The following is a 24,699-nucleotide window of genomic DNA, read 5'->3' as shown; positions in this document are numbered from 1 at the left end:
TCATGTCCTTCGGTAAATCGTTATCGACGGGACGTGCATGGAATCCACGACTGACGAGGCTTTCGAAGCCCTGTTGCGGTATATGCGGGATTCGCGCGGATTCGACTTCACCGGCTACAAGCGCACCTCACTGATGCGGCGCGTCCGGCACCGGATGGACCAGGCGGGCTACGCCGCGTTCGACGACTACCTCGATTTCCTGCAGGCCAGTTCCGATGAATTCACCGCGCTGTTCAACACCGTCCTGATCAACGTCACTTCGTTCTTCCGTGACCCCGATGCGTGGGAGTTCATCAGCGCCGAGGTCATACCGCGGTTGCTGGCCGAGCGCGGCCCCGCCGATCCGATTCGGGTGTGGAGCGCCGGCTGCGCCTCGGGGCAGGAGGCCTATACGCTGGCCATGCTCTTCGCCGAGGCATTAGGACCGGACGGGTTCCGGGAACGGGTCAAGATCTACGCCACCGATGTCGACGAGGACGCGCTCAGCGAGGCGCGGGCCGCCTCCTACGACGCCAAGGCGGTCGAATCCGTACCGCCGGATCTGTTGGGGCGCTATTTCGAACAGCTCAACGGCCGCTACGCTTTTCACAAAGACCTGCGGCGCGCGGTGATCTTCGGCCGCAACGACTTGGTCAAGGACGCGCCGATCTCGCGCGTGGATCTGCTGGTGTGCCGCAACAGCCTGATGTATCTCAACGCGGAGACGCAACGAAACGTGTTGGGGCGTCTGCATTTCGCCCTCTCCCCGCAGGGCACGCTGTTTCTCGGGCACGCCGAGATGTTGCTCAGCCACGGAGAAAGATTCACTCCGGTGAACCTCAAACACCGGATCTTTCGCAAGGTGGCCGGAACTCACGGCGGAGTGGATCGCTACGATCCCAATGCGGCGTTCTACGAGCGCAACGTGGACCTGCCGGGGTTGACGACGGTGCGCGACTTGGCATTTCGCGCCAGTCCGGTGGCCCAGATCGTGGTCACCGGCGAGGACACCGTCGCCATGATCAACCAGCAGGCCGAGACCATCTTCGGGCTCTCGGCCCGCGACATCGGCCGGCTGCTGCGTGATCTCGAGGTGTCCTACCGTCCGGTGGAGCTTCGTGCATATCTGGAGCAGGCCAAGGTGGAGCGGCGCTCGGCGCGGATCCAGGACGTCAAGTGGCAGCGGCCGGGTGCCGAAACGGTGTGGTTCGAGATCCACGTCAACCCCCTCGTCGACGCCGAGAACGGCTTGCTCGGGGTGTCGATCGTGTTCTTCGACGTCACCGCGACGCGCGCGCTGCTGGACAAGGTCGTCCAAACCAATCGGCAACTCGAGGCGGCTTACGAAGAGCTGCAATCCACTAACGAGGAACTCGAGACCACCAACGAGGAATTGCAATCCACGGTCGAGGAACTCGAGACCACCAACGAGGAACTGCAGTCGACCAACGAAGAACTCGAGACCATGAACGAGGAGCTGCAGTCCACCAACGACGAACTGCACACCATCAACGAGATGTTGCGCGAGCGCAGCCTGGAATTGGACGAAGCCAAGCATTTCCAGGATTCGCTGATCGACTCCGTTCGGATGGGCATGGTGGTGGTCGACCGGGAAATGAAGGTGATCCTGTGGAACCGCGGCTGTGAGGAGCTCTGGGGGCTGCGGGCCGACGAAGCGACGGGGTCAAGGCTGACCAACCTGGACATCGGCCTGCCGCTTGATGCCGTGCGGCCCTTGATCGGCAACGCTTTTGTCGACCCGGAGAGCTCCGGTCACGTGGTGGTGGACGCCGTCAACCGGCGTGGCCGTCCGGCCACGGTGCGCATCACGTGCACGTCGTTCCGCTCCAGCGAGGGGACGGTTGGCGGGGCGCTGCTGCTGATGGAGGTTGTCGGTTAGTTACCCGTGATCTGGTGGTGCGACAACCGATTCGGCCACCGGACGGATGCTTCCTCGGCGGCCTGATGAGCTAGTTGCGCGCGGGACCGTGATTCCTGGGCCCTGCGTCGAGCCAAGGCAACCGTCTCCTGCGTGGCGCCCAATCCCACCGTTAGCTCCCGCCGCCTGCGTTGCAGTTCTGCCGCCCGCCGTCGGGCGAGCTCGCCCCGGGCCGCCGCAGTGTTGCTGCCAAACTTCGGGGGTAAGCCGTCGAGAACGCCGTAGGTGGTGGCAATGGCCGCGCCGACGTCCATAGCCTGGGGTGCCGGTGATTTCCGCTGTTGGGGTAGCGGTGCCCCACCGACGATGCCGACCAAGACCTGCCCGATTTCGTCGATGTCCAACACCAGGTCGGCGCCGGCGCGCGCGGCGGCTAGCGGCATCGACGGGTACTGCGCCGTCGCCGGACTTTCGGCGATGACGATGGCACCGGCATCCTTCATCGCGACGGTGCCCGCCGCCCCGTCGTGTCCCGACCCCGACAGCACCACGGCAACGCTCCTCGGTCCGTACGAACTGGCCATGGACGTCAGCAGCACGTCCGACCCCTGGGTCCCGTGGTTGACCCCGCTGTGCAGCCGGAAGTGGCCATCGACGGTGACTTCCAACAGCATTCCCGGCGGGCAGACCGCCACCTGTCCCGGTGTGAGGGCCTGTCCCTGGCGCGCCCAGCCGACCGGACGATCCGTCAGTCGGCCCAGGATGGTGGGCAGGACGCTGGTGTGGCCCCCCAGGTGTTGTTGCACGACGACGGCGGCCGGAAAGTCCGGGGGCAGATCGCGCAAGACCGTCGACAGGGCTTCCAGGCCACCCGCCGACGCCAGCAGCGCCACCAGCTCAACGGCGGTGCCGTGCCCGTGAGTCTGCATCCCTCAAGTCTCCACCTTGCCGACCCACGCCGCAGTCCCGGGCGATCCCGGTTTAGCGCTTACCTCTAGTCCACGTGGCGAACCTCGGGCCTGCAGGCGAAGAGGCCGTCGCAGCCGTTTCGCGATTTCCGCGCAGGGTATGCCATCTGGTGTTGGCAGAAGGACGGTGGCGCGGAGGGAATAGCAGTTGAGGGTGGCAATTGTCAGTGGCGACGACGTCGTCGGGGAGGACCCGGAGCAGCTATGCGCCGCGCTGGCGGCCCAGGGCCACAACGCCACTATCTGCCTGCGACGAGCCAGCCGGCGTTCCGCGCAAGTGGCCGCCGAGGCCAATTACCACCGCATCTCGGTTCCCGTCGGTCCCCGCAAGGCGGCATCACCGGTTGACGTGCTGCCCGATGTGGGGGAGTGGGCGGCGACTTTGGACCGGATCTGGTCGACCGAGCCTCCAGACGTCGTACACGCCTACGGCTGGCTGGGCGGCTTGGCCGCCCAGCTGGCCGCGCGCCGTCGACACATCCCGACCGTGCAGACCTTTTTGGGTTTGGCCGCGACATCGCGTGGCCACGCCGGGCCGGAACGGAACGAACGGGAGCGCGTGGAACCGCTCCTGGCGCGCAGCGCTACCTGGGTGACGGGCGAGAGCAGCGTCGACGCCGATGCGCTTACCCGACTGCGTCACCGCCGGGCCAGGGTGTCCACTTTGACGTGCGGTGTTGACGCCGAGCGCTACAGTCCGACTGGTCCGGCATTATCGCGTAACGGGCTGCAACGTATCCTGCTGGTGGCGCCAAATCCGTTGTGGTGCAATGGCCTCGATATCGCAATCCGTGCGCTGCCCAAGGTGCGCGGCGCCGAATTGTTGATCGTCGAAAACGACGCCAATAGCAGCGGCCACGATGATGCACGTGCGCAGCTGCAACGTCTCGCGTCGGAGCTGGGCGTGGACGACCGCGTGCGCTTCGCCGGCCGGGTCGCCGATGCCGAACTACCCAAGTTCATCCGGTCCGCCGACATGGTGGCATGCACGCCCCGTCAACCGCCCCGGGCCACCGCCGTGTTGCAGGCCATGTCCAGCGGGGTGGCGGTGGTCGCGGCCAGTGTGGGTGTGCTGGCCGACATCGTGCTCGACGACATCACCGGTCTGGTGGTGCCGCCGGAGAATCCCGTCGCGTTGGCCGCGGCGGCGAGAAGGCTTCTCGGCCAGCGCTTTCAGTCCAAGAGCATGGGTTCGTCGGGCCGTAGCCGCGCCGTGTCGCGGTTCGCGTGGCCGCGAATTGCGCTCGACACACTGAACATTTACGAAACCGTCGGGCCGCAGGACCGGATCGCTGCACCATCGACGGCGCGATGAGGCAATGATGCGAGGCCCGAACGCAAAGCATCCAGGCCGGCCATGACCACCGTGACGAGTGAGGCCGCCCGCAAACCCGCGAAGCCGGCAGTGGGGCTCGTCGGGGAATCGGACGAGGGGCCCGGGTCCGGTTATTGTCCCGCACGTCCGGTGCTCGGCCGTGAGTCCGAACCGGCGATCCGCCCAGCCGCTGTGCAATACAAGCAGTTTCGCACTGTCGACGCACAGGCCGCGCGGCGGTTCTTCGCCGGCGCGTATCAACCGGGCTGGCGCATCTCCGGGCTCACCACTCACGCCGCGATGTCACATCGGCGCAGTGATGCCGGTCTGTTGACGGTCGATGAGGTGATGATCCAGGGTCGTTCGACCCTCGAGATCCCGGCATCCGACACCATCGTGGTGGTCCAGCCGCGTGCGGGATCGTTGAGCGTCGCGGGCGGTCCGCTGGCGACCACGGACTTCCCCATTCTCGTCGCGCATGGCATGTCGTGCGTATTGCACTGCAATAGCGCGCGTTTCGACGTGATCAAGGTCGAGGCGGAAGCGTTGCAGAGAGTCGCCGCGGACTGGCATTCGTCGCTGGGGCAGCAGACCCGGTTCTTGAATTGGCGCCCGCGCTCCCGTGCGGCCGTGCGGGCATGGCACCGAGCCCTGGACTATGTGGTGGCGACGTTGACTTCCGCCGACACCGCCGCGCAGCCGCGGATCGCGGCGGGTATGGCCAACCTGGTGGCCGGTGCGCTGCTCGAGTGCTACCCGTCCAACCTCACCGAACACGACCCGGCCAGCGATCTCGCCCTGCCCGAAACCCTCAAGGAGGCAGTGTCTTTCATCCACCGCCACACCGCCGAAGACATCGGCATCAACGAGGTCGCGGCGGCGGTGCACCTGACCCCAAGGGCGGTGCAGTACCTCTTTCGGCGACAGCTCGACACGACTCCGACCGAATACATGCGCCGCGTCCGGCTCAGCCGCGCCCATCAAGAGCTGATGACAGCGACGACCCCCGCCTCGACCGTTACCGAGATCGCCCAGCGGTGGGGCTTCGCGCACACCGGTCGATTCGCGGTGCTCTATCGGCAGACCTATGGCCAAAGCCCGCACACCACGCTGAGGCAGCAGGCCGCATCCTCCTGACGGCCAAGCCGGCCGGCTCAACCGTTCAGTCGATGAAGGAGCTGATCGGCGGCATAGCGCCCGCTGGCCAGCGCGCCCGCGGCGGTGGCCGGATTGTCGACGCCCACCGCCTCACCCGCCAGGTAAAGCCGGTCACCGATCGGTTGCTGTAGCCGGCGCCGGTCGTCGAGGCCGGAGCCGGGCGGGTGAAACGAATAGGCGCCGAGGGCGTACGGGTCGACGGTCCAGTTCGAGGTCCGGACCTCGGTCAGCGAGATGTTGTCGCCGAAGAGCCGGCGGGCCACGGGCAGCGCGCTGGCCAGCACGTCCCCGGGCGCGCGCGACTCCACGAATCGCCCGCGCTCGCCGCCGTTAAACGCCAACACGATTGGGCCCGCATCGCCGGGCAGGGTGAACCACTGTGACCACAGCCCGCCTTCGGGCCCGAGGTACTGGTAAAAAGCGTTGTCTACCTTCCACGTTCGCTGGTCCACGCGAAAGAAGCTCTTGGACAATGCGCCGAAGCCCAGGGCGGTCACGGCCCGGGCGTGCGCGTCGGGCAGCGGCGGATCGAAGGCGATCGCACCGGATTTCAGCACGCCGAGGGGAACGGTGACGATCGCGGCCGGACCCCGAAACGACTTGTCTTTGGCCCGCACGATGACTGCGTCATCGCGTTGCACGATCGCGGTGACCGGCGTGTTGAGTTCGATGGTCAGCCCCTCGGCAAGCGAATTGGGCAGGGCGTCATAGCCGTTGATGATGACGTCCTGGTCGCCGCCGGCGTAATCGCCCTTGTCGAAGGTGGCGGCCGAAAGCTGATTCGCGTCGGCGGCGTATTCGTCCTCGATCTCCGTGGTCAGATAGAAGGCCAGCTGGGCGCGGTCGGATGCGGACAGCCGTGCGCCGTCGGCGGCGGCTTGCACCGCGGCGCCCAGGCTTGTCGCGTCGCGCAGACCGCGCGCCCGTTCGACAAACGATCGCCAGGTTGCGCTCTGGTAATCCAGCGGCTGTAGCGCGGGATCGACCGCGAGCCTGACCCACCCGTAATAGTCGGTGCTTACCAGTTGCGATCGCGCCCGGCGGGCCAGCTCGGTCAGCGGGTTGTCCGTCGTGCCGTGGATCCACGAGGCGCCCAGCTCCAGGGGCGTGCCCCAGCCGCGGTCGGTGCAGACCCGGCCACCGATGCGGTCGCGGGCTTCGATGACGCGAACCGGGCGCCCGGCGTCGGCAAGGCTGCGGGCGGCCGACAAACCCGCCATCCCGGCGCCGACGACGAGGATCGAGGTGGTGTCCGGCGCGGGCCGAGCGGACGGGCGGCCCGTGGCGGGTGTCGGTTGGTTCGGTGCGCACCCGGCGGCCAGCGCGCCACCGGCCACGCCGGTCGCGGCCGCGAAGAATGCCCGGCGCGACAACCCCGACACGAGTCTAAGCGTCTCATAAGAATCGTTTGCCGGATTTACCAAAAGCGAACCGAACTTAGGGATAAAATCGTCCCATCCTCAGCTGCGGCAACGGCGCCGCGTTGGAGGGGGGAGCGGTGATGAGTGCTCGACGATCGGCCCGCCCGGTTGACCCGTTCCCCGACCGGCTGCCGCCCAGTGAGACCGTCACGGTCCGGGCGGCCGACGGCACCCGGTTGCACGCGGAGGTGTTCGGGCCGCCCGACGGTTATCCGATCGTCTTGACGCACGGCATCACCTGCGCCATCCGGGCGTGGGCGTATCAGATCGCCGACCTGTCCCACGACTACCGGGTGATCGCCTTCGATCATCGAGGCCACGGCCGCAGTGGCTTGCCGCGAGCCAACAATTACAGCATCAAACACCTTGCCTCCGACCTGGATTCGGTGCTGGATGCGACCTTGGCGCCGCACGAACGCGCCGTGGTGGCCGGCCACTCGATGGGCGGCATCACCATCGCGGCGTGGTCGGAGCGCTACCGCCACAAGGTTCCCCGGCGCGCGGACGCGGTCGCGCTGATCAACACCACCACCGGCGATCTGATCCGCAAGGTGCAGCTGTTGCCGGTGCCCTACGGGTTGTCGCCGGCCCGGGTTCTGGCCGGCCGCACCCTGATCAATGCGTTCGGTGGGTTCGCGGTGCCCGGTCCCGCCCGCATCCCGAGCCGCTATGTGGTGGCGATGCTGGCCACCGGACGAGACGCCGATCCGGGCATCGCCAGGCTTGTCTACGAGCTCTTCGAGAACACCTCACCGGCCGGACGGGCGGGGTGCGCGAGGGCGCTGGTCGCGTCTCTCGGGTCGCGCTATCTCGACCTGGACGGATTGACCGTCCCGACGTTGGTCATCGGCAGCGAACGCGACCGGCTCACCCCGATCAGCCAGTCCCGCAGGATCGCGCGCAGCGTGCCCAACCTGATCGACCTGGTCGAACTGCCCGGCGGGCACTGCTCGATGCTCGAACACCCCCGCGAGGTGAACCGCCAGCTGCGCGCGCTCGCCGAAACGGCGATGCGCAACGCGGCCACCCGCCGGATCAGCTCATAGCAGCGCGGTGATCTCCGCGGCCGCGCGCTGCCCGGAGCGAATCGCCCCGTCGAGGAAACCGGTCCACTCGTCGGCGGTTTCGGTGCCGGCCCAGTGGATCGGCCCGACCGGTTCGCGCAGCCACGGCCCGAACCGGGTCCACGATCCCGGCGGCACCGCGGCGGTGGGGCCGCCCGGCGCGAATTCCTCTGCGCCCCAACGGTGATCGACGTAGTCCAAGGGCTTGAGCGCGTCGTCTCCGAAAAGCGTTGCAAAGCAGCGCAACGCGTCGCGGCGACGCTGATCGCTGGGTAGCGAGTCGAACGAGCGGGCGTCGACGAAACCCATCAGGATGCCCGGTCCGTCCGGGTGCGGACTGACGTCGAACGTGATGAAGACCGGGCCCTCGTCGGACAGCGCCTGCCCGGAAAACCCGTTGGTCCGCCAAAACGGCGTGGAGTAGGCGGCGTAGGCCTTGCTGAGCCGGCCCTGCGGCCAGTGCCGGGCGAGTTGCTCGTACTCGGCGGGCAGCGGGGGAGTGAACTCGATGGAGGCGCGGTGAGCCGGCGGGATGGCGACGATGACGAACCCGGCCTCGGTCTCGCCGAGGTCGGTGGTGACGGTGACGCCCGCGCCGTGCCGCTCGATCCGCCGCACCGGGGCGTTGAGCACCACCCGGGTGCCCAGTTCGGCGGCCGCCGCCTCGGCGATCTGTTGCGTGCCACCGGGGAAGCGGTCCTGTTGGGCGCCGTCCTCGACGTCGAGCAGCCGGTCCAGCCCGCCGGCCGCGTGCGCGTAGCGGGCGGCGTGCAGCATCGACACGTCGTCGGGTTCGCATCCCCAGGTCACCCGCGCCACGATCGCCAGCAGGTCGTGCGAGGAAGCCGTCGCACGCACCGAGCGCAACCAGCCGCCGAGCGACAGGCCGTCGAGTTCACGCGCGCGGCGGGCGTCCCACGGCGCCGCCAGCGGGACGCTGCGCGCGATCCTGTCGAATTGCCAGCGCAGCCGGCCGATATCCAGCAGGCCGGTCAGCGAAAGCTTGGGGATGGTGCCGTGATACGCGTGCGTCCACCCGCGCCAATGGATCAGGTTCTTGCCGTCGTGATGCGTCGGGGTGGTCGGGACGTCGAGTTCGGCGGCCATCGCCAGTACGGCGTCCTGGGTCGGCCCGACGAACGTGCCGCCTAGATCGGCCGGCAATCCGGCGACGCTGCCGGTCAGGGACCGTCCGCCGACGCGGTCGCGGCCCTCGAAAACCGCCACATCGTGGCCTTGCCGTGCCAGCTCGCGCGCCGCGGCAAGTCCGGCGAAGCCCGCACCGACGACGACAACGTCGACAATGCGCGGCGGATTCGACACGCGGTCTAGTGAACCGCATTTCTGCGCATTTCATGGCAATTTCTTACAAGCTGGTCGCCGGCGTTTGGCTCACGGCGATGGCAAACATATGCCTAGCTCGCTATGTTAATTACGCTGCCACCACGTGCTTTCCGAAAGCCCCGTCACCAGTTCTGCCGCCAGTCCTGCCAGTTCAGCCGTGGTCGCCGGCGCCGCGCCGAACCTGCGCACCGTGGCGCTGGGCAGCATGATCGGCACCACCATCGAGTGGTATGACTTCTACCTGTACGCGACCGCGTCGGCGTTGGTCTTCAAACCGCTTTTCTTCCCGAATATCTCATCGACCGCGGGGACACTGGCCTCGTTCGCCACCTACGCCGCCGGATTCGGGGCCCGGCCCCTCGGTGCGGTGCTGTCGGGGCACTTCGGCGACCGGTTGGGCCGCAAGGCGGTTCTGGTGGGCGCGTTGGTGGTGATGGGTCTGGTCACCACCGCGATCGGAGCGCTGCCGACCTATGCCGCGGCCGGGCTGCTGGCGCCGGCGCTGCTGGCGACCCTGCGGGTGGTGCAGGGCCTGGCCGTGGGGGCCGAATGGGGTGGCGCCGCCGTGCTCTCGGTGGAGCACGCACCGCCCGATCGTCGCGGATTGTTCGGCAGCTTCACCCAGTTGGGCTCGCCGGCCGGCATGCTGTTGGCGACCTCGGTGTTCTTCCTCGCGCGCAAGGTCACCGGGCCGGCCTTCCTCACCTACGGATGGCGAATCCCGTTCCTGCTCAGCGTTTTTCTGGTCGGCATCGGCCTGTTCGTCCGGCTGAAGCTGACCGATGCGGAAATCTTCGAGCGGCTCAAGCGGCGCGACGAGCTGGCCCGGCTGCCGATAGTGGAGGTGCTGCGCACCGACTCGCGCAACGTGGTCATCACCACCGGATTGCGGCTGTCGCAGATCGGGCTTTTCGTTTTGTTGACGACGTATTCGCTTAGCTATCTTCAGGATTCATTCGGCAAGGGCAGCGCGGAGGGTCTGATCGCGGTGCTGGTCTCCTCGGCGCTCGGGTTGCTCAGCACGCCGGGCTGGGCGCTGCTGTCGGACCGGGTGGGGCGGCGGCCACCGTATCTGTTCGGCGCGCTGGCCGGGGTCGTTGCCCTGGCGTTGTTCTTCCTGGCCGCCGGCAGCGGGTCGGCGCTATGGGTCGTGCTGGCAATCGTGTTCGGCGTCAACGTTGTTCATGACGCGATGTATGGCCCGCAGGCGGCCTGGTTCGCCGAACTCTTCGGCACCCGGGTGCGCTACAGCGGCGCGTCGCTGGGTTATCAGATCGGTGCCGTACTGTCGGGAGGGTTCGCGCCGTTGATCGCCGCGTCGTTGTTGGTGGTCGGCGGTGGCCGGCCGTGGCTGATCGTGGCGTACTTCGCGGTGCTGGCGGCGATCACGATTGCCGCCGCGTACGCGGCGCGCGAGACGCGTGAGGATGACATCGGGTGAGTGCGCCGCGCAGGATCTTTCTCAACGCCTTCGACATGGCCTGTGTCGGGCATCAGTCCGCGGGGTTGTGGCGGCATCCCGACGATCAGGGCTACCGGTACCGGGAGCTGGGCTATTGGACCGAGCTGGCCCGCATCCTGGAGACCGGCGGATTCGACGCGTTGTTTCTCGCCGACGTGCTCGGGGTCTACGACGTGTACGGCGGCTCGCGCGAGGCTGCGGTCGTCGACGCCGCCCAGTTTCCGGTCAACGACCCCACGGCCGCGGTCTCGGCGATGGCGGCGGTGACCGAGGGCCTCGGCTTCGGGATCACCCTGTCGCTGACCTACGAGCAGCCCTACGCGCTGGCCCGCCGGCTCTCGACGCTGGACCACCTGACCGGCGGCCGGGTGGCGTGGAACATCGTCACGTCCTATTTGGACAGCGCCGCAAGGAATTTGGGCCTGGACGCCCAGATCCCGCACGACCAGCGTTACGAGATCGCCGACGAGTACCTCGAGGTCTGCTACAAGCTGTGGGAGGGGTCGTGGGAGGCCGACGCCGTGGTGCGCGACCCGCAGCGGGGCGTCTTCACCGACCCGGCCAAGGTGCACGACATCGAGCACAAGGGCCGTTACTTCTCGGTGCCCGGTCCGTTCCTGTGCGAGCCGTCGCCACAACGCACCCCGGTGCTGTTTCAGGCGGGCGCGTCGGCGCGGGGCGTGCGGTTCGCGGCGGCCCACGCCGAGGCGGTCTTCGTCTCGGGCCCGACGCCGCAGATCGTTCGCGGTCCGGTGCGCGCGTTGCGGACCGCCGCCGCCGAGCTGGGCCGCGACCCACGCTCGATCAAGGTGTTCACCATGGTGACCCCGGTGGTCGCCGCGACCCACGACGAGGCCGTCGCCAAGCTGGCTGAATACCGGCGGTATGTCAGCCGCGCCGCAGCGCTGGCGTTGTTCGGCGGCTGGACCGGGGTCGACCTGGCCGAACTCGACCCCGGCGAACCGCTGAAATACGTAGAGACCGACGCCAACCGCTCGGCGCTGGCCTCGTTCACCACCGCCGCGCCGGAACGCGCCTGGACGGTGGGCGAGCTGGCCGACGAGATCGGGATCGGCGGCCGCGGCCCGGTGCTGGTGGGTTCGCCGACCGAGGTGGCCGACGAACTCGAGCGGTGGGTCACCGAGGCCGACGTCGACGGGTTCAACCTGGCTTACGTGACGACCCCGGGCACCTTCGTCGATTTCGCGAAGTTCGTTGTCCCCGAGCTGCGTCGGCGGGGACGCGTCCCCGAGCGGCCGCCGCGTTCCACGCTGCGCCAGCGGCTCGGCGCCGGGGGGCCGCTGCTGCCCGACGACCACCCGGGCGCGGCCTACCGCCGCTGAATTACCGCCGCTGACCTAGGGCGCGACCGTCAGCCAATCCTTGAACCCGGACGGGTCGTGGCGGCCCAGCGCGCCGTGCTCGTAGAGGCCCCAACCCTCGACCGGCTCGCCGTCGCCGTCGCGGCAGACCGCGCGGCCGACGTGGTCGATCACGCCGAACCCCGCGCGGCCGACGATGGCCGGGTCGGTCATGTCGTACGTCAGCCGCTCGGCGAACTTTTCGCCCTTCCAGGTGCCGTGGATCCAGTCGGAGTCGCCGCCGTAGCCGCCGCCGACGTGAATGGGCACCGGCAGCTTGGACTCGACGTCGAAGTGGACCGGGGTCCCGTCCGGGGTGGTGGCGTCGATCGTCGCGCCGGTCGGGATGCGGGTCCCGGAGCGGTAGTGGATCTTGACCCGGGGCCAGCCCAGCTGCTCGACGCGCCCGTCGCGCCAAATGCGGGTGCAGTCGTTGAGCGAGCGGAACCCGTTGGGCTCTTCCTGGATGATGAGCACGATGGCGAAATCGTCGAATGCCATGGGTACGTAGAGCCACCACATCCCCTCGAAGGGCGGGTCGGCGGGCCGGCCCGCGGGCTCGGCCTCGCCGATCGGTCTGATGCCCCAGGACCGGTCGCGACTGCCCAGCCAGGTGTCGGGGTCGACGGTGATCTGCTCGCCGTCGATGACGATGTGCCCGCTCCAGCTGCCCAGCTGCGCGAAGCGCTGCGCGTCCAGGGTGACCCGGTTGCCCGAGCGCAGGATGTGCGGTTGTTCCTGCACGACGTCGAACAGGCCATTCCACGTGAGATCGGCTGCGATGCCTTCGGTTTCGTCGAGCACGAGGCGCAGCTTGCGCAGCGGTTCCATGACCTCGACGCGGTAGCCGTTGACGTGCTGGTTGAGCCGGTCTTGATCGATGGCGTCCGAAACATGAACGGCGGTCTGGGTATCCCCGCGCCGGATGAGCAGGAACGCGTCCTTGACCCCGAGGTTGGGGTAGTAGCCGATGCCGCTGATCACGAAGATGTTGCCGGTGCGGTCGTGGGCGTTGAAGTAGGAGCGGTCGTAGAAGTTGCGGTCCGAGGAGCCCGGCCAGGCGATCGGCTGGGGGATCTGATGTACCGGGAACTCGTCGAGCGGTCCGAGCATTATTGGTCCTCTCCGATTGGGCCCTCGCCGATCAACCCCTCACCGATTAGCCTGCGCATCAATCCGGCGTGATAGAACAGTGATTCGACGTCGTCGGGCTTTTCGGTCTCGCCGAAGTGCACCCGCCGGGCGCCGGTGCGCATGAACACGCACGCCCACATCACGCCGGAGTACACGTAGAACCAGTGCAGGTCGCCGACTTCGACTCCGGCCAGCCGCGCGTAGGTGGCGCGCACGTCCTCCTCGCGCATCACCCCGGGTAGCCCGGGCAGGGTGGCTAGGCCGGCCAGCTCCTGAAAGACCATGTGCGCGAAGATCATCCACGCCACGTCCAGCTCGCGCGGACCCAACGTCACCATCTCCCAGTCCAGCACCGCCACCGGCCGGAAATCGTGGTACAGCACGTTGCCGACCCGGGCGTCACCCCACAGCAGCACCGGCTCGGCGGCGGCCGCCGCGGCCGGCCAGTTGGCCTCCAGCCAGTCGAAGGTCCGCTCCAGTAGCGGTGATCGCCCGATGTCGGGTACCGCGAAGTCATACCAGGACCGCACCCAGTTGAAGTGCTTGCGCAGCGCGGTGTCGCCGGATTGCCCCTCGGTGAGGAAGCCAAATGTGCTCTGCGCGTTCGGGATCGAGTGCAACGTGGCCAGGACGCCGACGGTGGCGTCCTGCAGTTCGCGCTGCCGCTCGGCGGGCGCGTCGGCAAACCAGTTGCCGCCGAAGGTGTACGGCATGACGTCGGGCGGCACCTCGCCCTCGACGTAGTCCATCACGAAAAACGGTGTGCCCAGGACGTCGCCGGTGTTCTCCAGCCAGCGCACCCGGGGCACGGGCACGTCGGTGAGCTCACCCACTTTGCGGATGACGTCGAATTGGTGGTCGAGCCGGTAGGTCGGGAAGACCTGCACATCCTCGGCGGTGGGGGCCACCCGCGCCACCAGCTTCTGTTCGGTCGGCCGGCCGTCCTGTTGCCAGCGGGTGGTCAGGATGATCGTTTCCGACGACATGCCCGTCGAATCCACGCCGCTTTCCACGGTCACCTCGGGATTTGCGGCGTCCGGCAGTACGGTGGAGAGCCAGCGTGACATGACCGTCGGCAATGTGCTGACGTCGCGGCTGGAGCGTTGCAGCCGGTCGACGTTGTCGACCGCCGGTTCTGTTGCCATAAGGTGCCTCCTTCGTTGAGGCAATTACGATACGGTAGGTAGCGTTATGAAAGCAGACCCGTCCGGCCTTGACAAGGCCTCCGGCGCCGGCCGCCCGCGCGATCCGCGTATCGACTCCGCGATCCTTTCGGCGACCGCGGAACTGCTTGTCCAAACGGGCTATTCCAACATCAGCCTGGCCGCGGTCGCCGAGCGCGCCGGCACCACGAAATCCGCGCTGTACCGCCGGTGGTCGAGCAAGGCCGAGCTGGTGCACGAGGCCGCGTTCCCGACGGCCCCGACCGCCCTGGAGTCGCCGGCCGGGGACATCGCCGCCGACATGCGGATGATGATCGAGGCCACCCGCGACGTGTTCACCACCCCGGTGGTGCGTGCCGCGTTGCCCGGTCTGGTTGCCGACATGACGGCCGACCCGGCGCTCAACGCGCGGGTGATGTCGCGGTTCGTGGATTTGTTCACCGCGGTGCGGGTGCGGCTGCGGGAGGCGGTTGACCGGGGCGAAGCCCATCCCGATGTGGATCCCGACCGGTTGATCGAGTTGATTGGGGGAGCGACGATGCTGCGGATGCTGCTGCGTCCGGAAGAGGAGCTCGACGAGGCGTGGGTGGAGCAGACCACCGCCATCGTCGTACACGGGGTGCGGCGGTGACGGGGCGGCTTGCGGGTCGCGCCGCGATCGTCACCGGCGGCAGCCGCGGTCTGGGCCGGGCCGTCGCGCTGGCCCTGGCCGCCGAGGGTGCCGCGGTGGCGGTCGCCGGGCGTACCGAAGAAGTCTGGGACGACCGGCTGCCGGGAACCATCGGCGAGACCGTCGCCGACATCGAGGCAGCCGGCGGGCGGGCCCTGCCGGTCCGGGCGGACCTGACCGACCGTGAGCAGGTTGCCCGGCTGGTGCAGTCGGCGCGAGAGGCGTTGGGTCCCATCGGGATTCTGGTCAACAATGCGGCCTTCACCGCGCCCGGGCGACCGCCGAAGCCGGGCGCGCAACCGCGTGACGGCACCGCCAAGCCGTCGGGTGCCGCCAAGCCGTCGGGTGCCGTCAAGCCCGGCTGGCCGGGATTCGTCAGCACGCCGCTGCACGCGTATCGCCGGCACTTCGACATCGCCGTCTTCGCGGCCTACGAGCTGATGCAGATGGTGTGCCCCGACATGATCGAGGCGGGTGGCGGCTCGATCATCAACATCACCTCGGTCGCGTCGCGACTGCCGGGCGATGGGCCGTACGCCGACCGCAGCGGTGGCGTGCTGCCCGGGTATGGCGGATCCAAGGCCGCGCTCGAGCACCTGACCCAGTGCGCCGCATTCGATCTGACGGACCACAACATCGCGGTTAATGCGCTGTCGCCGTCCAAACCGATCCTCACCCCGGGGCTCGCCTACTATGCCCGCAGCTTTGATGACACCGCGTCGGAGGATGAATTCGCCCGTGCGGCAGTCGAATTGGCCCTAGTCGATCCCGGGAAGGTCACCGGCCGCACCATCGGTCACCTTCAGGTCCTCGACGGCAGTTTCCGGCCTTTCACGCCTGCCTAGGCCGGCTGGCCTTCGGGCGGGTCGGGATCCCCGCGCAGCAGCTCGTCGGGATGGTGCGCATGATTGACCTCGGGCGGCCCCTTGCCGTCGGTCCAGGCGAGTCGGCCGTTGCCGGCCACCGCCGTGCGCCATTCGCCGCGCCCCACCGCGCCGTGGTCGGATCCGCAGGCGAAGAACAGGTTGTCGGCGTCCGTGCGTCCGCCGTCTGCCCATTCGTGGGCGTGGTGAATTTCGCAATGATAGCCGGGTTCGAGGCAATTGGGGTGGGTGCAGCCTCGGTCACGGGCGTAGCAGACGAGCCGTTGGTCCGCGGATGCGATGCGTTTTTGACGCCCTAGATACAACGGCCGGCCGGTGTGCTCGTCGAACACCGCAAGATAGTGAATCGCCTTGGCGGCCATGCGAATCAAATCCGGCATGGGCAGTCGTGAACCGCCGCCGGTGTGCGCCGGCGCGGGCATCGGGATCGACGAGTCGACCGCGGCGTGCGCGGCTCGGTCGAGTTCGGCCAGCGTGGTCGTGGCGATCACGGTGACGGGCAGCCCGCGGTGCGCCCTGAGACCGCCGGAGGCGAGGGCGATTTCGAGGCCAAGCTTGAGGGCGTCGTGGCCGCGTTGGGCCGGGGTGCGGTCATCGCGCGTCTCGGGATCGCTGTCGGGGGCCTGATGGCGCCCGGGCCGCACCGCCGCTTCGAGGGCTTCGAAGTAGGCCCTGGCCTCGGGATCCAGTAGGCCGGAGAGTCGCGACATTCCGTCGGGCCCCTGCGGGCCGAGGTACACGCCACGGCGGCGGGCGCGATCGACGTCGGTGAAGCGGCCGTCGGGATTGAGATAGTCGGCAATCCGGTGGCCCAGCTTGGTGACCACGGCAGCGTCGAGCTTGGCCGCGTGCCGTACCAGCGTGCGCTCGGCATCCGCCACATCACACGGCGATACGCAGGAGGGCAAGGTGTCCACGGCGGCGCAGACGGCGCGGATGTGGTCCTCACCCACCGCGCCGGCGGCCACCGCCTCCGCCAACGCCGGCAGTTCGGGTTCCAGGGGCGCGCCGGTCAGCGAATGGCGCGGCTGGAGACGCGCAGCGAGCCGAAAGCGGCGCGCGACTTCCTTGGGAGTGATGCGTAGCCGCGCCCACAGCGTGCCGCGCACCGCCGGAACGCACTCTGACCCGTCCGGCGGCTCGGCGATTTCGCCGAAAGTCCGGTACATCAGGCCGCGATTGGCGCGGTCCTGAGCCTCCAGGCGCTCGGCGACGTCGACCCGAAAGGCATTGCCGACCGCGTCCGACGGGGTCTGGCGCAGCACCTCGTGGGCAGCATCGATCGCGTCGAGCGCCGAGCAGATGCGCTCTCGCGCCAGTTCCGCGTTCACCAGAGGACCCACACAGCCCACGGTATCGAACACAAGTTCGAACAGGCACCGCCCACGCACCATCTGTGGATGAACCGCCGACCGTGGATAAGCGGCGACGCCGGTCCTGGCCCTGGGGCCGCTTGACGTGCAAGTATGAGAAAAGTCAGTGCCGCGACGGCGGCAGGCAACCAATCGAGTGGTGTGCCAATGCCTGGTATAGACAAGCCGACAGGGCGAGTCGTTGCCCTGATCGTCCTGCTGCTCGTGGTCGCGGCCGCCCTGCGCGGCTACCTTCCGGCTCGTCACGATGCGGTGCGCAACGAGTCGGGCGGTCGCGCGGCGCTGGCCTTCGTGGTAGCGGCCCTGGCCGTGACGCTCGCGCTGATCGCGATCGCCGTCGTCGCGCGGTTGCGTGACCCCCGCGCTCCCGCGCCGACCGCAGGGGCACTGTCCGAGATGCTCGGCACCGGCCGGGGGCGGCCGAGCTGGCGCGTGTTGCTGATCGGACTCGCCGTGATCGCGGCCTGGCTCGTGGTCGTGATGCTGCTGGCCCGCTTCCTGGGCCACGGCGTCGCGCCGGCCCCGTCACCACCCGATACCGGTGCGGCGCCGCCGACGAATCCGTCCGCGCCGCCGCCGCAGCAGCAGCCTCAACACCGTCCCCGCGACGGCTCGCAGAACTTACTCGGGATCCTGCTTGCCTGCACGGTCGCGATGTTGGTGTTGTTCGTCGGCGGTACGGTCGCCACGGCGCGACGGCGCTGGCGTCCGACCGCACCCGTCGTCGCCGACGAACCGGCTGAGCCGCCGGCGCCGGCGGCGCGTTCGGAGTCGCTGGCGCGGGCCGCCGAACGCGGTCTGGCCGAGATGACGGACCTGAGCCGCGAACCGCGCGAGGCGATCATCGCCTGCTATGCCGCGATGGAACGTGAACTCGCACATGTTCCCGGCGCCGCCCCCCGGGAATTCGACACCCCCACCGAGGTGCTGGCCCGCGCGGTCGAGCACCACGCCCTGCACGCCGACAACGCCGTCCAATTGGTGAACCTGTTCGCCGAGGCGCGGTTCAGCCCCCATGTGATGAACGAGGGCCACCGCGACATCGCGGTAGGCGTCCTCCGGTTGGTCCTCGACGAGCTGGGTTCGCGGAGTGCCGCATGAAAAAGATTACGACCCTTGGCGTTTGCCTCATCGTCGGCATCGAACTGTTGGCGCTGACGCAGCAGGATAGACGCTGGGTGTTGGCGGCCTCCGGCGTGGGGCTGGCGCTGGTGCTGCTCACTCTGCGTCGCGCATTGGCGCGGGGGCCCGATGCCGACACGGAGGCCGACGCCGACGATCTCGGGGATTCGTTGCGCCGCTGGCTTGCCACCACCGAGACGACGATCCGGTGGTCGGAGTCGACACGGGCCGACTGGGACAGGCATCTACGCCCGATGCTCGCCCGCCGGTACGAGATGACAACTGGCCAAAGGCGATCCAAGGACTCCGGGGCGTATCACGCAACCGGACGCATGCTGTTCGGTGTGGAACTGTGGGAATGGGTCAATCCCAACAACGTGGTGCGCGGCGGTGACCGCCAACCCGGTCCGGGCCGTGCGGCGCTGCAAGAGATTCTGCAAAAGCTGGAGCAGGTATGACAGGAGGCGCGATCCCACCATGACGCTGCCGGCCGCCACCACGACCGCCCACTGTGAAGCGATTCTCGACGAGATAGAACGCGTGGTGGTGGGGAAACGATCCGCGCTGCGGCTCATCCTCACCACGGTCCTGGCGCGCGGCCACATCCTCATCGAAGACCTGCCCGGCCTGGGCAAGACGCTGATCGCGAGATCGTTTGCCGCAGCGTTGGGTCTGCAATTCACCCGGGTGCAGTTCACGCCCGACCTGTTACCCGCCGACCTGCTCGGCTCGACGATCTATGACATGCAGTCCGGCCGCTTCGCGTTCCGACCCGGCCCCATCTTCACCAACTTGTTGCTGGCCGACGAGATCAATCGCACGCCGCCGAAAACCCAGGCGGCGCTGCTGGAGGCGATGGCCGAAGGGCAGGTGAGCATCGACGGCGAAACACACCAGCTGCCACAGCCTTTCATCGTCCTGGCCACCGACAATCCGATCGAGTACGAGGGCACGTATCCGCTGCCCGAGGCGCAACTCGACCGGTTCGCGATCCGGCTGGAACTGCGGTATCTCAACGAGCGCGACGAGACGTCGATGCTGCGCCGCCGCCTCGAACGCGGTTCGGCCGAACCGACGGTCAACCAGGTGGTGGACGCCCACGACCTGCTGGCAATGCGCGAATCGGTCGAGCAGGTAACCGTGCATGAAGACGTCCTGCATTATGTGGTGTCACTGGCCAACGCCACCCGGCACCATCCGCAGGTCGCCGTCGGGGCCAGCCCCCGCGCCGAACTCGATCTGGTCCAACTCGCCCGCGCCCGCGCGCTGCTGCTCGGCCGCGATTACGTCATCCCCGAGGACGTGAAGGCGCTCGCCATCGCCGCGGTCTCGCACCGGATCACCCTGCGTCCGGAGATGTGGGTACGAAAAATCCAGGGTGCCGACGTCATCGCAGAGCTGTTGCACCGCCTACCGGTGCCCCGCACCGGCGCCGGCGCCGGCGAGACCGGATGAGGCCAGCATGACCCGCAGCACTGCGGTCGAGTTCCGCTGGCGTGCATCGGAATTGGCCCGAGCGATCGCCACCTGCGCGGGATTCGCGATGGCCGCCGCCGTGATAAGCGGCCGGTGGCAGCTGATCGCCTTCGCGGCGCCGCTGCTGGGCGTGTTGTGCTCGATCAGCTGGCAGCGCCCGGTGCCGACGGTTCGGGTGCACGGCGATCCCGACACCCAGCGTTGCTTCGAGAGCGAGCAGGCACGCATCAGGGTTTGGGTGACGGACGACGCGGCTTCGGCCGTGCGGCTCACGGTTCCCGACATCGCGGGCATGGAACTCGACATCACGGAAACCGATGGGAGCCAAGCGAAAACGGTCACGGCGACCGCGCGGCGCTGGGGCCGGTATTCGATTGAGGTTCGCGTCGACGTGATCGCCCGCGGTGGGCTGCTCACCGGGACGGCGGTCGTCGGGGCCGCCGAGGTGATCGTGTTCCCGCTGACACCGCCGCAACAGACGCCCATCCCGCAGACCGAGCTGCTCGACCGGTTGGGTGCCCACCTGACCCGCCACATCGGTCCGGGTGTGGAATATGCCGACATTCGTCTCTACGTGCCCGGCGACCAACTGCGGGCGGTGAATTGGCCGGTGAGCGCGCGCCGGGGTCAACTGCACGTGACGCAGCGGTTGACCGACCGCGCCGCCGACGTGGTGGTGCTGATCGACGGCTACCGGCAGCCGGCCGGGCCGGCGACCGAGGCCACCGAACGCGTCGTTCGCGGCGCGGCGCAGGTGGTGCAAACCGCACTGCGCCATGGTGACCGGGCCGGCATCGTCGCCCTCGGGGGCAACCAGCCGCGTTGGCTGGGAGCCGACATCGGGCAGCGCCAGTTCTATCGGGTGCTCGACACCGTCCTTCGCGCCGGTGACCGGTTCGAACACACCACCGGCACGTTGGCGCCACGCGCGGCGGTTCCCGCCGGGGCGATCGTCATCGCGTTCTCCACGCTGCTCGACACCGAATTCGCCTTGGCCCTGATCAATCTGCGCAAGCGGGGCCATGTCGTGCTGGCCGTCGACGTTCTGGACACGTCGCCGTTCGAAGACGAACAGGACCCCCTGGTGGATCGGATGTGGGCCTTGCAGCGCTCCGCGATGTATCGCGACATGGCCACCATCGGCGTCGATATCGTGTCGTGGCCCGGCGATAGCGGTTTGGAGCAGTCGATGGGTGTGCTGCCCGATCGGCGACGGCGGGTGCGGGGGAGGCTTCGTGGCTGACGGCGGCGCCGGGACACTGGCGCGGGCGGGGGCGCCCGCGTTCGCGACGGCCTTCGGCCTGCTCATGGTGGGGCTGGCCGCCGACGGCTGGCAGGAATCCGCGATCGCCGGATGGGTGGCCGCACTCGTCGCGGTCGCGGTCGGCATCGTATTGCGCCGGGCCGCAACGGTTGCCGTGCTGTTGGCGGCCGTTACCGTCCTGCTGTCCAGCCCGCCGGTGATATTCGTCGCGCTGTCCGGTCTGTGCGCCGCCGCCTACCTGGTGTGCCGCCATGCGGCCGGCACCACCGCGCTCGTGGTGCTGGACAGCTGGCCGACCGCGCTTGGCGCCGTGGGGTTTACGGTCGCCGGGTTGGTTGCGACGTCGTTTCCGCTGCAGCTGCCGTGGCTGCCGTTGGTCGCCCCGCTGGCGGCGTTGCTGACCTACCTGCTAGCCGTCCGGCCGTTCATGAACTGACCGCGCTGCGTCAGTGCAGCAACTCGGCGGCCTGGTCGGCCAGATCCAGCAGCGGCTGCGGGAAGATGCCCAACACCACGGTGATCGCGGCGCACACCGCGATCGCGGCCTTGCTCAAGATGCCCGGCGCCACCACGTGCGGCGTGTCCTCGGTCGCCTCCGTGAAGAACATCGACACGATCACCCGCACGTAGAAGTAGGCGGCCACCCCGCTCGCGACCACACCGACGATCACCAGGGGCACGGCACCGCCCTGGGCGGCGGCCTTGAACACGGCGAGCTTGCTGACGAATCCGCTCGTCAGGGGGATGCCGGCGAAGGCCAACAGGAACATCGAAAACATCACGCCCACAATGGGGGAGCGCTGCCCGAGCCCCGCCCAGTGCGAGAGCGTGGCGTCCTCGACCCCGTCGGCGTCGCGGATCAGGCCGACGATGGCGAACGCGCCGACGGTGCTGAAGCTGTAGGCCAGCAGGTAGAACAGCGTGGCGGACAGGCCCGTGTGGTTGTCGGCGATGACGCCGGTGAGGATGAATCCGACGTGGGCGACCGACGAGTAGGCCAGCATCCGTTTGACGTCGGTCTGGTTCACCGCGGTGATGGTGCCCACCGCCATGGTCAGGATGGAGATGGCCCACAGCACCGGGCGCCACTGATCGTGCAGCGGCGGCAGCGCCACGTAGATAACCCGCAGCAGCGCACCGAAAGCCGCCACCTTGGTGGCGGCCGCCATGAACCCGGTGATGGGGGTGGGCGCGCCCTGGTACACGTCGGGAATCCACGAATGGAACGGAACGGCACCGACCTTGAACAGCAGACCGACCGACAGCAGCGCCACACCGACCAGCGCCATCGACGTATCGCCCTGCGCGGCAAGCGCGTCGCGGATTCCGGTCAGCAGCAAGGTGCCGGTCGCGCCGTACAGCAGCGCCACGCCGTAGAGGAAGAATGCCGACGAAAACGCGCCCAGCAGAAAGTACTTCATCGCGGCTTCCTGCGACAGCAGGCGGCGATGACGGGCCAGGCCGCACATCAGGTACAACGGCAACGACAGCACTTCCAGCGCAACGAACATGGTCAACAGGTCGTTGGAGGCGGGGAAAACCATCATGCCGCCGACCGACAACAGCGCCAGCGGGAACAGCTCCGTCTGGGCGGCTCCGGCCCGCTCGGCCTCCCGTTCGGCGTCACTGTCGGGCACCGCCGACGCCTGCGGGGTAAAGGAGTCCAGGCCACCCGAACCGGCCCTGCCGACGCCTACGGAGACCTTATTGCCGGCCCTGGCCTGGGTGCGTTCGGCGATGAAGATGATGGCCAGCACCGCGACCAGCAGGACGGTGCCCTGCAGATACAGCGTCGGGCGGTCAATGGCCATGGCGCCCAACACCGCGACGCGCCCGGAGCTTGGAATCGAGCGGCTCACGGCGATTACCGCGACGAACGCCGCGATCACGCCGCCGAGCGCAAGCGTTACCTGCGCCGCGTAGCGAATTCGCCTGGGCAGGAACGCCTCTGCGAGGACGGCCACCACGGCGACGCCGAACACGATGAGCGTCGGGCACAGCAAAAAGTACTGGATGCTCGGGGTTGGGAGGGTCATCGCGGTCCTTCGGCGGTCCGGGGTAGGTCGGCCGGTCTGGGTGTCGCCACCGGGACGGTCGGCTTGGGGTCGTGCTGGCCGATGGTGGTCATGGTGTTCTCGACGGCGGGGTTGATGATGTCGAGCACCGGCTTGGGATAGATGCCGAGCACCAGCAGCAGCGCGATCAACGGCGCGACGACGATCAATTCGCGGGCGCGCAGATCGCCGATCTTTTCATTACCGCTGACGACCGGCCCGGTCATCACCCGCTGGTAGAGCCACAACATGTAGACCGCCGATAACACCAGCGCGGTGACCCCGAACGCGGCGGCCAGCCAGTACCGGTTGAAAGTTCCCAGCAGGACCAGGAATTCGCTGATGAACGGCGCCAACCCGGGCAGTGACAGGGTGGCCATGGCCGACACCAGGAAGGTGCCCGCCAGGATGGGCGCCACCTTCTGCACGCCGCCGTAGTCGGCGATCGCGCGGCTGCCGTGTCTCGATATCAGGAAGCCGGCGATGAGGAACACCGCCGCCGTGGACAGACCGTGGTTGAGCATGTACAGCGTCGACCCGCTCTGCCCCTGGCTTGTCATCACGAAGATGCCCAGGATGATGAACCCGAAGTGCGAGATCGAGGTGTAGGCGATCAGCCGCATGATGTCGGTCTGGCCGATGGCGACGATCGCGCCGTAGATCACCCCGATGACCGCCAGCACCACGATCAGCGGCCGGAAATACGTTGAGGCGCCGGGGAACAGCTGCAGGCAGTACCGCAGCATGCCGAAAGTGCCGACCTTGTCCATCACCGCCATCATCAGCACCGCGGTCGCGGGGGTGGCCTCGACCGCGGCGTCGGGCAGCCAGCGGTGGAACGGCCAGAGCGGGGCCTTGATCGCGAACGCGAACATGAAGCCCAAGAACAACGCCTTGAACACCGCTGAGTCCGCGCCGTAGCGGCCGGAGGCGACGCCGGCCACGATCTCACGGAAGTCGAAGGTGCCCGAACCGTGCTGGGAGGTCACGACATACAGCCCGATCACCGCGGCCAGCATGATCAGCCCGCCGAACAGGTTGTACAACAAGAACTTCACGGCCGCGCGCGAGCGGCCGGTTCCGCCGCCGAAGCCCCCGATCAGGAAGTACATCGGGATGAGCATGGCCTCGAAGAAGACGTAGAACAGCAGTACGTCAAGCGCGACGACCGAGATCAGCACCATGGATTCGATGGCCAGCGTGAGCGCGACGTACGCGTGTACACCGCGTGGGTTGCCTTCGCCCCCGTCGTTCCAGCCGGCCACCTGTAGCACCGGAATCAGCACCGCGGTCAGCAGCACCAGCACCACCGCAATGCCGTCGACGCCCAGCGTGTAGCCGGCCCCGAACGCCGGAATCCACTGGTGCTTCTCGACGAATTGATACGGCGCGCCACCGGATTTGAACCCGACGGTGACGACGATCGCCACGGCCAGGGTCGCGACGCCGAAGACCAGACCCGTCCACTTGGCGAGCTGCCGCAGCCCGGGCGGCATGAGGATGATCAGCACGGAGCCGGCCAGCGGCACCAGCCACAGCACGCTCAGCCACGGAACGTTATTCACCAGCGCCGCTCCTCGTCATCGCTTCGTCCCCCGCAAGCGGGAG

General features: G+C 68.2%; 21 protein-coding genes. 13 read left to right on the top strand and 8 right to left on the bottom strand.

What is annotated here, in order from left to right:
- Positions 1-37: 37 nt before the first annotated feature.
- Positions 38-1,879: a CheR family methyltransferase gene (locus A5659_RS14280; RefSeq protein ID WP_067181945.1), complete on the top strand. Its 1,842-nt coding sequence runs from the start codon at positions 38-40 to the stop codon at positions 1,877-1,879.
- Here the strand turns inward: A5659_RS14280 and A5659_RS14275 are convergent.
- A complete protein-coding gene (locus tag A5659_RS14275) occupies positions 1,876-2,787 on the bottom strand; it encodes a chemotaxis protein CheB (RefSeq protein WP_067181942.1) in 912 nt (303 codons plus the stop codon). The two genes, A5659_RS14280 and A5659_RS14275, sit on opposite strands and share 4 nt — an antisense overlap.
- A gap of 187 nt (positions 2,788-2,974) precedes the next feature.
- On the opposite strand from A5659_RS14275, the gene A5659_RS14270 reads away from it, so the two are divergent.
- Together A5659_RS14270 and A5659_RS14265 are read left to right on the top strand one after the other, a co-directional pair.
- Positions 2,975-4,141, top strand: a complete 1,167-nt coding sequence (locus A5659_RS14270) for a glycosyltransferase (protein ID WP_067181940.1) — start codon at positions 2,975-2,977, stop codon at positions 4,139-4,141.
- 42 nt (positions 4,142-4,183) lie between these two features.
- Positions 4,184-5,278 (top strand): helix-turn-helix domain-containing protein, encoded by a 1,095-nt coding sequence (locus A5659_RS14265; RefSeq protein ID WP_067181937.1) that lies wholly within the window; start codon positions 4,184-4,186, stop codon positions 5,276-5,278.
- A gap of 17 nt (positions 5,279-5,295) precedes the next feature.
- On the opposite strand, the gene A5659_RS14260 is transcribed toward A5659_RS14265, so the two are convergent.
- Positions 5,296-6,681 (bottom strand): NAD(P)/FAD-dependent oxidoreductase, encoded by a 1,386-nt coding sequence (locus A5659_RS14260; protein ID WP_067181934.1) that lies wholly within the window; start codon positions 6,679-6,681, stop codon positions 5,296-5,298.
- Positions 6,682-6,800: 119 nt separating this feature from the next.
- On the opposite strand from A5659_RS14260, the gene A5659_RS14255 reads away from it, so the two are divergent.
- Positions 6,801-7,766 carry an alpha/beta fold hydrolase gene (locus tag A5659_RS14255; RefSeq protein WP_067181931.1) on the top strand — a complete coding sequence of 322 codons (966 nt, stop codon included), beginning with the start codon at positions 6,801-6,803 and terminating at the stop codon, positions 7,764-7,766.
- Here the strand turns inward: A5659_RS14255 and A5659_RS14250 are convergent.
- A complete protein-coding gene (locus A5659_RS14250) occupies positions 7,761-9,107 on the bottom strand; it encodes a flavin monoamine oxidase family protein (protein ID WP_066870911.1) in 1,347 nt (448 codons plus the stop codon). The genes A5659_RS14255 and A5659_RS14250 overlap by 6 nt on opposite strands.
- A gap of 226 nt (positions 9,108-9,333) precedes the next feature.
- Between A5659_RS14250 and A5659_RS14245 the strand changes: the two genes are divergently transcribed.
- Entirely contained in the window at positions 9,334-10,569 is a 1,236-nt protein-coding gene (locus A5659_RS14245; RefSeq protein ID WP_197498014.1) for an MFS transporter, read from the top strand.
- On the top strand, positions 10,566-11,933 hold the full coding sequence (locus tag A5659_RS14240) for an LLM class flavin-dependent oxidoreductase (RefSeq protein ID WP_067181925.1): 1,368 nt from the start codon (positions 10,566-10,568) through the stop codon (positions 11,931-11,933). Before A5659_RS14245 ends, A5659_RS14240 begins: the two co-directional genes overlap by 4 nt.
- A 15-nt stretch (positions 11,934-11,948) precedes the next feature.
- Here A5659_RS14240 and A5659_RS14235 read toward each other — a convergent pair whose 3' ends face one another.
- Entirely contained in the window at positions 11,949-13,064 is a 1,116-nt protein-coding gene (locus A5659_RS14235) for a hypothetical protein (protein ID WP_067181922.1), read from the bottom strand.
- Positions 13,064-14,230 (bottom strand): phosphotransferase family protein, encoded by a 1,167-nt coding sequence (locus tag A5659_RS14230; RefSeq protein WP_066870896.1) that lies wholly within the window; start codon positions 14,228-14,230, stop codon positions 13,064-13,066. The genes A5659_RS14235 and A5659_RS14230 overlap by 1 nt, the downstream gene beginning before the upstream one ends.
- A 46-nt stretch (positions 14,231-14,276) precedes the next feature.
- Here A5659_RS14230 and A5659_RS14225 point away from each other — a divergent pair, with 46 nt between their 5' ends.
- On the top strand, positions 14,277-14,879 hold the full coding sequence (locus A5659_RS14225) for a TetR/AcrR family transcriptional regulator (RefSeq protein WP_066870894.1): 603 nt from the start codon (positions 14,277-14,279) through the stop codon (positions 14,877-14,879).
- Positions 14,876-15,763, top strand: a complete 888-nt coding sequence (locus A5659_RS14220; RefSeq protein WP_067181919.1) for an SDR family NAD(P)-dependent oxidoreductase — start codon at positions 14,876-14,878, stop codon at positions 15,761-15,763. Before A5659_RS14225 ends, A5659_RS14220 begins: the two co-directional genes overlap by 4 nt.
- Here the strand turns inward: A5659_RS14220 and A5659_RS14215 are convergent.
- Positions 15,760-17,145, bottom strand: coding sequence for an HNH endonuclease signature motif containing protein (locus A5659_RS14215; protein ID WP_067181966.1), 1,386 nt, complete (start codon positions 17,143-17,145; stop codon positions 15,760-15,762). The two genes, A5659_RS14220 and A5659_RS14215, sit on opposite strands and share 4 nt — an antisense overlap.
- A gap of 177 nt (positions 17,146-17,322) precedes the next feature.
- Between A5659_RS14215 and A5659_RS14210 the strand changes: the two genes are divergently transcribed.
- The 5 genes from A5659_RS14210 (at position 17,323) to A5659_RS14190 (ending at position 21,473) form a co-directional block, all read left to right on the top strand.
- Positions 17,323-18,276, top strand: coding sequence for a DUF4129 domain-containing protein (locus tag A5659_RS14210; protein ID WP_066870887.1), 954 nt, complete (start codon positions 17,323-17,325; stop codon positions 18,274-18,276).
- Positions 18,273-18,755 (top strand): hypothetical protein, encoded by a 483-nt coding sequence (locus A5659_RS14205; RefSeq protein WP_066870879.1) that lies wholly within the window; start codon positions 18,273-18,275, stop codon positions 18,753-18,755. Before A5659_RS14210 ends, A5659_RS14205 begins: the two co-directional genes overlap by 4 nt.
- A gap of 19 nt (positions 18,756-18,774) precedes the next feature.
- Complete coding sequence (locus A5659_RS14200; protein ID WP_066870876.1) at positions 18,775-19,752, top strand: MoxR family ATPase; 978 nt, start codon at positions 18,775-18,777, stop codon at positions 19,750-19,752.
- A gap of 7 nt (positions 19,753-19,759) precedes the next feature.
- Entirely contained in the window at positions 19,760-21,016 is a 1,257-nt protein-coding gene (locus A5659_RS14195) for a DUF58 domain-containing protein (RefSeq protein ID WP_066870874.1), read from the top strand.
- Positions 21,017-21,080: 64 nt separating this feature from the next.
- Complete coding sequence (locus A5659_RS14190) at positions 21,081-21,473, top strand: hypothetical protein (RefSeq protein WP_231997832.1); 393 nt, start codon at positions 21,081-21,083, stop codon at positions 21,471-21,473.
- A gap of 10 nt (positions 21,474-21,483) precedes the next feature.
- Here A5659_RS14190 and nuoN read toward each other — a convergent pair whose 3' ends face one another.
- Entirely contained in the window at positions 21,484-23,073 is a 1,590-nt protein-coding gene (gene nuoN / locus A5659_RS14185) for an NADH-quinone oxidoreductase subunit NuoN (protein WP_067181913.1), read from the bottom strand.
- Positions 23,070-24,656 carry an NADH-quinone oxidoreductase subunit M gene (locus A5659_RS14180; RefSeq protein WP_197498012.1) on the bottom strand — a complete coding sequence of 529 codons (1,587 nt, stop codon included), beginning with the start codon at positions 24,654-24,656 and terminating at the stop codon, positions 23,070-23,072. The genes nuoN and A5659_RS14180 overlap by 4 nt, the downstream gene beginning before the upstream one ends.
- Between the last annotated feature and the right edge of the window lie 43 nt (positions 24,657-24,699).

This window comes from Mycobacterium sp. 1165196.3, from assembly GCF_001673415.1.
Lineage (GTDB): Bacteria > Actinomycetota > Actinomycetes > Mycobacteriales > Mycobacteriaceae > Mycobacterium > Mycobacterium europaeum_A.
This window is presented reverse-complemented; position numbering and strand designations above follow the sequence as displayed.